Below are 10,768 nucleotides of genomic sequence, written 5' to 3'. Positions count from 1 at the left end.
CATTTTGATGATTGGCGACAGCCACCTGGCAACGCCTGACTATCTGATTTCCTCCCTGCACGACAGCCTGGTTGCCCAGGGTGCGACCGTGCATACCTTGGGTATTTGCGGCGCCAACGCCGGTGACTGGCTCAAAGCCACGCCAGGCACCTGCGGTGGCGCCGAGCGCCGTGGCACGGAAAAAACCGTGGTGCTGGGCGGCAAAGCAGCGACCTTGCCGATCAGCCAATTGCTGGCCACCGACAAACCGGACCTGGTGTTGATTGTCATGGGTGACACCATGGCCAGCTACACCAAACCGGCGTTCCCGAAAGCCTGGCTGTGGCAGCAGACCACTGCGCTGACCAAGGAAATCTCGGCCAACGGCACCCGTTGCGCATGGGTCGGCCCGAACTGGGGCACCGAAGGCGGCAAGTACGGCAAGACGTTTGCCCGGGTCGAGATGACCTCCAAGTTCCTCGCCGCCAACGTGGCGCCGTGCAGCTACATCGACTCGCTGCAGTTTTCCAAGCCGGGCCAATGGGCCACGGTGGACGGTCAGCATTTGACCGCGCCGGGCTACAAAACCTGGAGTGCTGACATCAGCAAGGCTCTGCTGGAAGCCCCGGCCGTCAAGGAAGCCAAGAAATGATCAAGCTGTTCGCGGCGCTCGCGGCCGTCCCGGTGTTGTCGATCAGTACCCTGTCCCACGCCGAAGTGGCGTTGTACCCCACCGGCCCGGCCGAAGATTCGGCGTTCATCCGCTTCGTCAACACCGGCACCGCGCCGCTGGACGTGATCGCTCAGGCCGGCCAACCGCCGCTGCGTCTTGAAGTGGCCGCACCGGTATCGTTGTTTTTCCCGGTGCAGGCCAGCAGTCCGATCAAGGGCAGCCTGGTCAGCGGTGCGCAAAAACTGGCCATGGATTTGAAAGTCGAGCCGGGTGAATTCGCGACCGTGCTGGTGTTGCCGGACGGCACTGGCATCAAGCAAGTGGCCGTGCGCGAACAGCCGGACGACTTCAACGGCCTGAAAGCGTCGCTGGCGTTCTTCAACGTCGACGCTTCGTGCGCCGACGCCAGTCTGCGTCCTGCCGGGCGTACCGCGGACCTGTTCAAAGCGGTGCCGGTCGACAGCTTGCAACGTCGCTCGATCAACCCGGTGAGCCTGTCGGTGCAACTGGTGTGCGCCAACGCCAACGTCGGCGGGCCGCTGGATCTGGGGGAACTCAAAGCGGGTGAGCGCTACAGCGTGCTGTTGGTGCCGTCGGCCGCAGGACCGCGTCTGTTGAACGCCACGGACTCGTTGTCCCACTGATCGGATCTATCCGCTGCCATGGTCTTCGCCTCATTAGAGTTCCTGACATTGTTTTTGCCAGCGTTTCTGCTGGTCTACGCATTGGGCCGACCGGCCTGGCGCAATGTCATCCTGTTGCTCGGCAGCTGGCTGTTCTACGGCTGGCTGAGCCCGTTGTTCCTGACGCTGCATATCGTGCTGACGATTGTGGCGTGGGTGGGCGGCCTGCTGGTGGACCGCGCACCGGACGGCTCCCGTGGGCGAGTGCGGCTGTTGATCGCGTTGATCGTGTTCAACACGGCGGTGTTGTGCTGGTACAAATACGCCAACATCCTCGCCGGGACCTGGAGTGAGCTGATCACGTATTACGGGGCGATGCCGCTGGAATGGCAGCGGGTGGCGCTGCCGGCGGGCCTGTCGTTCATCGTGCTGCAGGCGATTTCCTATCTGGTGGATGTGCATCGGCATACCGTGCCGGTGGAGCGCAGTTTCATCAATTACGCCACGTACATTTCCATGTTCGGCCACTCGATTGCCGGCCCGATCATTCGTTATGACTGGGTGCGCCGGGAGCTGACGCAGCGGTATTTCAGTTGGCAGAATTTCTCCCTCGGTGCGCGTCGATTCATGATCGGCATGTGCATGAAAGTGCTGGTGGCCGACACGCTGTCGCCGCTGGTGGATGTCGCGTTCCACCTGGAAAACCCGTCCTTTGTCGACGCCTGGATTGGTTGCCTGGCCTACTCGCTGCAACTGTTTTTCGACTTCGCCGGCTACAGCGCCATGGCCATCGGCCTGGGCCTGATGCTGGGCTTTCACTTCCCGGAAAACTTCAACCGGCCGTACCTGGCCAGCAGCATCCAGGACTTCTGGCGGCGCTGGCATTTGTCGCTGTCGAGTTGGCTGCGCGACTACCTGTACATCGCCTTGGGCGGCAACCGCAACGGTGCGTGGAAGACTTATCGCAATCTGTTCCTGACCATGGCCATCGCTGGTTTGTGGCACGGCGGCGACAGTTGGAATTACCTGTTGTGGGGTTCGGCGCACGGGGTCGCATTGTGCGTTGATCGCCTCTGGTCCCGTTCCCGTTTGCCAAGCATTCCACCGTTGCTCTCGCACAGCCTGACGCTGTTGTTCGTGTTCCTCGCCTGGACGCTGTTCCGCGCGCCGGATTTCCATTCGGCGATGACAATGTATGCCGGGCAGTTTGGCCTGCATGGCTTTGCGTTGGGCGATGCGCTGGCGGTGACCTTGCGCCCGGTGCATGGGCTGGCAGCGTTGCTCGGCGTGGTGTGCATCCTCGCGCCGCTCCTGCAAAGCCGTGTCGAGCAGCGGTTCGCCCGTCACGCCTTATTCGTTCCGGTCACGGCTCTGTGGCCGGTGGCGGGGTTCCTGCTTTCGTTTGCGTTGATCGCGAGCCGTGAAGCCGTACCCTTTCTGTACTTTCAGTTCTGATGACCGCGCCCATGACTTCTTCGTCTCCCGCACCGGCTCAACCCTGCGAACGTACCGCCCGCATCAGCAAGCTGTCGGGCGTTGTGTTCGTGGCTTTTCTGGCGCTGGGTTTCGCCTCTTGCGCCTGGCTGCTGGCGAGCGGCAAAGTCGAGTTCGTGCCGCCAAAACTCACGCGTCAGGCCGCACTGGAAGGCGACATCACCCACAAGATCGCCAAGCAGTTGTCGCAGGCGTCAGTGCCTGAGCAGGCGGCGAATCTGGAGCGCGGCGCAAGCTGGCTGGCGCTGCACGATACCGGCCCGCGGGTGCGCTCGGGGTGTGCCGGCTGGTTGTTCCTGACCGATGAGATGCGCATCAACCGTCACGCCGGCGCCAATGCCGACACCAAGGCCGGCGTGGTGCGTGAACTTCAGCAACGCCTGGCCAAACGCGGCGTCACGTTGCTGGTGGCAGTGGTGCCGGACAAGAGCCGTATCGCCCGGGCGCAATTGTGCGACCTGCGTCGCCCGGCGATGTTGCAGGACCGCGCTGCGGCGTGGGTCGATGGGCTGAACAAGGCCGGTGTCGCTGCTGTGGACCTGGCGCCGAGCCTGCAACCATTGGGCGCTGACGCGTACCTGCGCACAGACACCCACTGGAGCGAAACAGGCGCCGCCGCCGCGGCCAAAGCCGTGGCCGCGCAGGTGCAGCGCATGGGCATAAGCGCCACGCCGCACAAAGATTTCGAAGCGCAGGTGCAAGAACCGGCACGGCGTCCGGGCGACCTGGTCAGGCTTGCTGGTCTGGAATGGCTACCGGTGACCCTGCAACCGGCCCCGGAAACCGTGGCGGCGACCCGGATCAGCGAGAAAGCGGCCGCAGCGCAAAGCGGCGGCGATAACCTCGATGACCTGTTTGGCGATGACAACCTGCCGAACGTGGCGCTGATCGGAACCTCGTTCTCGCGCAACTCCAACTTCGCGGGATTCCTGCAGCAGGCGCTGGGTGCACCGATCGGCAATTTCGCCAAGGACGGGGGCGAATTTTCCGGTGGCGCCAACGGCTACTTCAACAACCCGGCGTTCAAGCAGACGCCGCCCAAGCTGATCATCTGGGAAATCCCCGAGCGGGATTTGCAGACGGCATACAGTGAAGTGATCGACTGGGCAAAGTGAGTGAGGCTTATGGCCTCTTCGCGAGCAAGCCCGCTCCCACTTTGACCGTGTCCGTCGGGACAACTCGGTTAACTGTGGGAGCGGGCTTGCTCGCGAAGGCTGTCTGACAGACAGAACAATTCAAAAGCCATATCGTTATTCACTAACGGTATTTAAATTTAAATTCTTATATCTATAAAGTCACTCCCCTGCGTACCTGCCGACCAATCGGCGCGCCGCACGAAACGAACCAACACGGGACCTCCGTGAGTTTCTGATCGACGCGCGCGCCCTTGAGCGTGCCGTGCGTGGGAGTGATTTTTTATGTCAGCCGTCTCTGCGTCACCTGCAATCGCACCGCAAACCTTCGAGATTCGCCCGTTCAGCGGTGCCGTCGGAGCCGAAATCATCGGCCTGGACCTGTCCCGCCCGATCAATGATCAGGACTTTGCCCGCATCCATCGCGCACACCTGGATCATCACGTCGTGGTGTTCCGCGATCAACGCATTACCCCCGAGCAGCAAATCGACTTCAGCCGCCGTTTTGGCGTGTTGCAGATCCACGTGCTCAAGCAGTTCCTGCTGACCGGGCACCCGGAAATCCTCATCGTTTCCAACATCATCGAAAACGGCCAATCCATCGGCCTCGGTGACGCCGGCAAGTTCTGGCACTCCGACCTCTCCTATAAAGAATTGCCAAGCCTGGGCTCGATGCTGCACGCCCAGGAATTGCCGTCCGAGGGCGGCGACACCCTGTTCGCTGACATGCACAAAGCCTGGGACAACCTGCCTGAAGCGTTGCGCAAAGCGGTCAAAGGTCGCTCGGCGGCGCACTCGTACACGGCGCGCTACAGCGAGACCAAGTTCGAAGGCAACTGGCGTCCGACCCTGACGCCGGAGCAATTGGCCCAAGTCGCTGAAGTCGTCCATCCCATCGTGCGCACGCACCCGGAAAACGGTCGCAAGGCGTTGTTCGTCAGCGAAGGTTTCACCACCCGCATCGTTGGTTTGCCGGACGACGAGAGCAAGCAGCTGCTCGACGAGCTCTACGCCCACAGCGTGCTGCCGCACAACATCTACCGCCATCAATGGCAGCCCCATGACCTGGTGTTCTGGGACAACCGTTCGCTGATCCACCTCGCCGCCGGATGCCCAAGCCATCTGCGCCGCAAGTTGTATCGCACCACCATTCAGGGCGACGCGCCTTTCTGATTTGTCGGAGATTGAATCATGTCCAAACGTCTTCCCTTTGCACCGTTGGCTGCGGCCATCGGCCTGGGTTTCAGCCTGATCGCCGGCAGCCTGGTGGCGCCGACCGTGGCTCACGCCGAAGGTGAAATCCGCATTGCCGAACAGTTCGGCATCGTTTACCTGTTGCTCAACGTGGTGCGCGATCAGAACCTGATCGAGAAGTACGGCAAGCAGGAAGGCATCGACATCAAGGTCGACTGGACTCAGCTGTCCGGCGGCGCGGCGGTCAACGATGCGTTGCTCTCCGGTTCGATTGATATCGCCGGTGCCGGCGTCGGTCCGCTGCTGACCATCTGGGACCGCACCCACGGCAAGCAGAACGTCAAGGCCGTGGCTTCCCTCGGCAACTTCCCGTACTACCTGGTGAGCAACAATCCGAAGGTCAAAACCATCGCCGACTTCACCGAGCAGGACCGTATCGCGGTGCCGGCCGTGGGAGTGTCGGTGCAGTCGCGTTTCCTGCAATACGCGGCCGCCAAGCAATGGGGCGACAAGGAATTCAATCGCCTCGACAAGTACACCATTGCCGTTCCGCACCCAGACGCCACGGCGGCGCTGATTGCCGGCGGCACCGAGTTGACCGGGCATTTCTCCAACCCGCCATTCCAGGATCAGGCGCTGGCCAACCCCAACGTCCATGTGGTGTTGAACACCTATGATCTGCTCGGCCCGAACTCGCCGACGGTGCTGTTCGCCACCGAGAAATTCCGCAACGAGAACCCGAAAACCTACAAGGCCTTCGTCGAGGCGCTGACCGAAGCGGCGCAATTTGCCCAGAACGATAAAGGCGCTGCCGCCGATACCTACATTCGCGTGACCAAGGCCAAAATCGATCGCGCCGCGCTGCTGAAAATCATCGATAACCCGCAGTTTGAATTCAGCGTCACGCCGAAAAACACGTATCCACTGGCCGAGTTCCTCTACCGCGTCGGCGCGATCAAAAACAAACCGGATTCGTGGAAGGATTACTTCTTCCAGGACACCAAACCGCTGCAAGGGAGCTGACCGACATGAACGCCCCTTTGCAAGGCCACACGGTCAGCAAACCGAACGTCGCAGCCCAGGCGCTGCTGTCGGTCGACAACGTCAGCCTCGAATACCGCACGCCTCAGCGTGTGGTTCGAGCGACCCACCAAGTCAGTTTTGAAATCGACCCGGCGGACCGCTTTGTGCTGCTCGGTCCTTCCGGTTGCGGCAAATCCACATTGCTCAAGGCGGTTGCCGGGTTCATCCAGCCCGTTGAAGGCGAGATTCGTCTGCAAGGGCAAACCGTCCATGCACCGGGGCCCGACCGGATCGTGGTGTTCCAGGAATTCGATCAGCTGCCGCCATGGAAAACCGTCAAACAGAACGTGATGTTTCCGCTGCTGGCGTCGAAAACCCTCAAGCGCCAAGAGGCTGAAGAACGGGCGCTGCACTATCTGGACAAGGTCGGGCTGGCGGCGTTTGCCGATGCTTATCCGCACACCTTGTCTGGCGGCATGAAGGCTCGCGTTGCCATCGCGCGGGCATTGGCGATGCAGCCGAAAATCCTCCTGATGGACGAACCCTTCGCCGCCCTCGACGCCCTCACACGCCGCAAGATGCAGGAAGAATTGCTCCTGCTGTGGGAAGAGGTGCGTTTCACGTTGCTGTTCGTCACGCACTCCATCGAAGAAGCGCTGGTGGTGGGCAATCGCATCCTGCTGTTGTCGCCGCATCCCGGTCGGGTACGGGCGGAAGTCCACAGCCATCAATATGATTTGCACAGCCTCGGCGGCGTGGCGTTTCAGGAATCGGCGCGGCGGATTCATCGCTTGTTGTTCGATGAAGGCCCGTCACCGGAAACCGAGCGCGAGCTGGATTTTTCCGACATTCGCATCGCTTACTGAGCCATTGAGAGGAGTGCCCGATGAGCCAGTTATCATCTGCGCGTGAAGAGTTCGAAACCGTGTTGCAGCCGCTGACCAGCGTACCGCTGGAACGTGAGTTGCCCCTGGGTCAACGCCTGTGGCAACAGGGCTGGATTCGCAAAAGCCTGATCCTGATTTTGCTCGCGGTGCTGTGGGAAGTGGTTGCCCGCATTCAGAACAACGACCTGCTGCTGCCGAGTTTTCTGCAAACCGCCAGTGCGCTGTATGACGGCCTGCTCAGCGGCGAATTGCTGGGCAAAGTGTGGATTTCGCTGGTGGTGTTGCTGAAGGGGTATTTGATCGGCATCGTCCTGGCGTTTGCCCTGACCACCTTGGCGGTGTCCACACAGTTCGGTCGCGATCTGCTGAGTACGCTGACCTCGATGTTCAACCCGCTACCGGCCATTGCGTTGCTGCCGCTGGCGCTGCTGTGGTTTGGGTTGGGGCAGAACAGCCTGATTTTCGTGCTGGTGCATTCGGTGCTCTGGGCGTTGGCGTTGAACACCTACGCGGGTTTCCTGGGCGTCTCGGAAACCTTGCGCATGGCCGGGCGCAATTATGGTTTGAAGGGCATGCGTTTCGTGTTGTTCATCCTGATTCCGGCGGCGCTGCCGTCGATTCTCGCCGGGCTGAAAATCGGCTGGGCCTTTGCCTGGCGCACGCTGATCGCCGCTGAGTTGGTGTTTGGCGCGACCAGTGGCAAGGGCGGTTTGGGCTGGTACATCTTTCAGAATCGCAATGAACTGTACACCGACAAGGTGTTTGCCGGGTTGGCAGTGGTGATCCTGATCGGGTTACTGGTGGAGAACCTGGTGTTTGATTCGCTGGAGCGGGTGACGGTGAAGCGGTGGGGGATGCAGCGTTAGGTTCTTTGTTGTCTGGCCTGGCCTCTTCGCGAGCAGGCTCGCTCCCACAGTGATCTTCAGTGGATACAGGCTTTGTGTTCGACACAAACCCCCTGTGGGAGCGAGCCTGCTCGCGATGAGGCCGGGGCCGTCACCACATCACTTGAGGGATGTTTGCTAGCATTGCGTCTGAATCAACTTAGATCAGCCACGAGTGCTCAGCATGCAACTCCCGGACATGAATCTTCTGGTCGCCCTCGACGCCTTGCTCGACGAAGGCAGTGTGGTGGGCGCCGCGCGCCGCATGAACCTCAGCCCGGCGGCCATGAGCCGCACGCTCACACGAATCCGCGAAGCCATCGGCGATCCGATTCTGGTGCGCGCCGGCCGCGGCCTGGTTCCGACGCCCAAGGCATTGGCGTTGCGCGAGCAGGTGCGGGAGGTGGTCGAACAGGCCGCGTTGCTGTTCCGTTCCGCCGATGACGTGGAGCTGGGCAGTTTGCGCCGACGCTTCAGCATTCGCGCCAACGATTTCTTTGTCGGTGTCTACGGCGGCAAGCTGTTCGACACCATGGAGCGTCAGGCGCCGCACTGCGAATTGCGCTTCGTTCCGGAGGGCGATGGGGATGACGAAGCGTTGCGTGAAGGGCGCATCGATCTGAGCGTCAGCAACAACCGGCCGATCATGCCGGAAGTGAAGGTCCAGAACCTGTTCTCCACCCACTTTGTCGGCCTGGTGCGCGAAGACCATCCGCTGTTCGACGAAGAAATCACCGCCGAGCGTTTTGCCGGGTTTTCTCACATCAGCATGTCCCGGCGCGGGATTGCTCGCGGCCCGATCGATACCGCGCTCAATGCCTTGGGCCTGGAGCGGCGAGTGGCAGTGATCGCGCCGAGTTTCCATGCGGCGATGTTTGCCTTGCCTGATTCCGATCTGATTCTGCCGGTGCCCAAGGAAGCGCTGCTGAGCGTGCGGCGGCTGGGCTTGAAATTGCGCTCGTTTACCCTGCCGATCCCGTTGCCGACCCTCATGCTGACCCAGGCCTGGCACCCGCGTTTTGACAAAGACCCGGCGCATCGCTGGATGCGTGAAACGCTCAAGGCGTGCTGCGACGCGACATGGCTGGCCGCGCAACTCACGTCAGACTGAACACGGTCCCTGTAGGAGCCGGCTTGCTGGCGATAGCGATTTTTCATTCAGCATCTTCATCGACTGATGCACCGCTATCGCCAGCAAGCCGGCTCCTACAGGGTTTTGTATTGCTGCATGGGGCGCACTTATAACCTGCCGATAAGTTGATTTTCGTCATGTCCCGCGCTTCTTAGAATGCTTCGGTCATCAACCCCGGAGTTTGCAGTAATGACTTCCCTCACGGCTTCGGCACCTCTCGCCGTGGCCAGTCCAACGGTCGCCGTGACGCCACCGGTCTTCGGCCCTCGAATCATCATCGGTCTGGTGGGTGTGTTGCTGGCGGTGCTGGTGTCAGGCCTCAATGAGATGGTGACCAAGGTCGCCCTCGCCGACATTCGCGGCGCATTGGCCATCGGCTATGACGAAGGTACCTGGCTGGTCGCCAGTTACACCGCGACCTCGGTGGCCGCGATGGCGTTCGCGCCGTGGTGCTCGGTGACGTTCTCGTTGCGGCGCTTCACCCTCTGCGCGATCAGCGTGTTCACGTTGTTGGGCGTGCTGTGTCCGTTCGCCCCGAACTATGAAAGCCTGCTGCTCATGCGCACCTTGCAAGGTCTGGCGGGCGGTGCCTTGCCGCCGATGTTGATGACCGTCGCCCTGCGTTTTTTACCGGCCAACGTGAAGCTCTACGGTCTGGCCGGGTATGCCCTCACGGCCACCTTCGGTCCGGGGCTCGGCACGCCGCTGGCCGGGTTGTGGACCGAGCATGTCGGCTGGCAGTGGACGTTCTGGCAAATCATCGCGCCATGCCTGCTCGCCATGGCGGCGGTGGCCTACGGCTTGCCCCAGGATCCGCTGCGCCTTGAGCGTTTCAAGCAGTTCAACTGGCGCGGATTGCTGCTGGGTTTTCCGGCGATCTGCATGCTGGTGATCGGCATCCTGCAGGGCAATCGGCTGGACTGGTTCGAATCGACCCTGATCTGCGGCTTGCTCAGCGGCGGGTTGGTGTTGCTGGTGCTGTTCCTGATCAACGAATGGTCGCAGCCGACGCCTTTTTTCAAGATGCAGATGCTCGGCATCCGCAACCTGTCGTTCGCCTTGCTGACCCTGGCGGGGGTGCTGGTGATTTTGCTGGCGGTGATCATCATTCCGTCCAGTTACCTCGCGCAGGTCCAGGGTTATCGCCCGGTGCAGACTGCACCGGTCATGTTGCTGGCGGCGCTGCCACAGTTGCTCGCGCTGCCGTTGGTGGCGGCGCTGTGCAACCTGCGCCGGGTGGATTGCCGCTGGGTTTTGGGGATCGGCCTGAGCATGCTGGCGCTGTCGTGCATCGGCGGCTCGCAACTGACGTCGGTGTGGATTCGCGACGATTTCTACGTGCTGCAACTGCTGCAAATCTTCGGTCAGCCGATGGCGGTGTTGCCGCTGTTGATGCTCTCGACCGGCAGCATCAGCCCGATGGAAGGGCCGTTCGCTTCCGCCTGGTTCAACACCGTCAAAGGCCTGTCGGCGGTGATCGCGACTGGCGTAATCGACGCGCTGACCACCTCGCGGCTGCATTTTCATTCGACCATGCTGGTGGACCGTCTCGGCAACTCGCCGTTGGCCGACAGCGGCAGCGCGGGCCTTGCCCACCGGCTGCATGAGCAAGCCGTGGTGCTGACCGCCTCGGACCTTTATCTGTGCATGAGCGGCGTCGCGTTGGCGCTGATCCTGTTGATTTTCTGGCTGCCGTCGCGGATCTATCCGCCGCGTGCGCCGACATGAATGCTTCATTGAAACAGA

The 10,768-nt window shown here is 61.5% G+C and carries 10 protein-coding genes; all 10 read left to right on the top strand.

Translation table 11 applies throughout. The annotated features are described in order from the left end of the window. Positions 1-7: 7 nt before the first annotated feature. Complete coding sequence (locus tag ACYZUC_RS19505; RefSeq protein WP_050562986.1) at positions 8-631, top strand: SGNH/GDSL hydrolase family protein; 624 nt, start codon at positions 8-10, stop codon at positions 629-631. Continuing rightward, entirely contained in the window at positions 628-1,296 is a 669-nt protein-coding gene (locus ACYZUC_RS19500) for a cell division protein FtsQ (RefSeq protein ID WP_461989757.1), read from the top strand. The genes ACYZUC_RS19505 and ACYZUC_RS19500 overlap by 4 nt, the downstream gene beginning before the upstream one ends. 18 nt (positions 1,297-1,314) lie before the next feature. Then, entirely contained in the window at positions 1,315-2,730 is a 1,416-nt protein-coding gene (locus tag ACYZUC_RS19495) for an MBOAT family O-acyltransferase (RefSeq protein ID WP_461989755.1), read from the top strand. 11 nt (positions 2,731-2,741) lie between these two features. After that, on the top strand, positions 2,742-3,884 hold the full coding sequence (locus tag ACYZUC_RS19490) for an alginate O-acetyltransferase AlgX-related protein (RefSeq protein ID WP_461989753.1): 1,143 nt from the start codon (positions 2,742-2,744) through the stop codon (positions 3,882-3,884). Positions 3,885-4,187: 303 nt separating this feature from the next. Beyond that, complete coding sequence (locus ACYZUC_RS19485; RefSeq protein ID WP_461989751.1) at positions 4,188-5,075, top strand: TauD/TfdA dioxygenase family protein; 888 nt, start codon at positions 4,188-4,190, stop codon at positions 5,073-5,075. Positions 5,076-5,093: 18 nt separating this feature from the next. Further along, positions 5,094-6,119, top strand: a complete 1,026-nt coding sequence (locus ACYZUC_RS19480; protein ID WP_008039621.1) for an ABC transporter substrate-binding protein — start codon at positions 5,094-5,096, stop codon at positions 6,117-6,119. A 5-nt stretch (positions 6,120-6,124) separates the two neighbouring features. Further along, on the top strand, positions 6,125-6,985 hold the full coding sequence (locus ACYZUC_RS19475; protein ID WP_461989749.1) for an ABC transporter ATP-binding protein: 861 nt from the start codon (positions 6,125-6,127) through the stop codon (positions 6,983-6,985). 20 nt (positions 6,986-7,005) lie between these two features. Further along, a complete protein-coding gene (locus tag ACYZUC_RS19470; RefSeq protein ID WP_008024502.1) occupies positions 7,006-7,872 on the top strand; it encodes an ABC transporter permease in 867 nt (288 codons plus the stop codon). 202 nt (positions 7,873-8,074) lie between these two features. After that, positions 8,075-9,001, top strand: coding sequence for a LysR family transcriptional regulator (locus ACYZUC_RS19465; RefSeq protein ID WP_461989747.1), 927 nt, complete (start codon positions 8,075-8,077; stop codon positions 8,999-9,001). A gap of 210 nt (positions 9,002-9,211) precedes the next feature. Beyond that, complete coding sequence (locus tag ACYZUC_RS19460; RefSeq protein ID WP_461989745.1) at positions 9,212-10,750, top strand: MFS transporter; 1,539 nt, start codon at positions 9,212-9,214, stop codon at positions 10,748-10,750. The last annotated feature ends 18 nt before the right edge of the window (positions 10,751-10,768 follow it).

The sequence above is a fragment of the Pseudomonas sp. GT1P32 genome (genome assembly GCF_054897805.1).
This window is presented reverse-complemented; position numbering and strand designations above follow the sequence as displayed.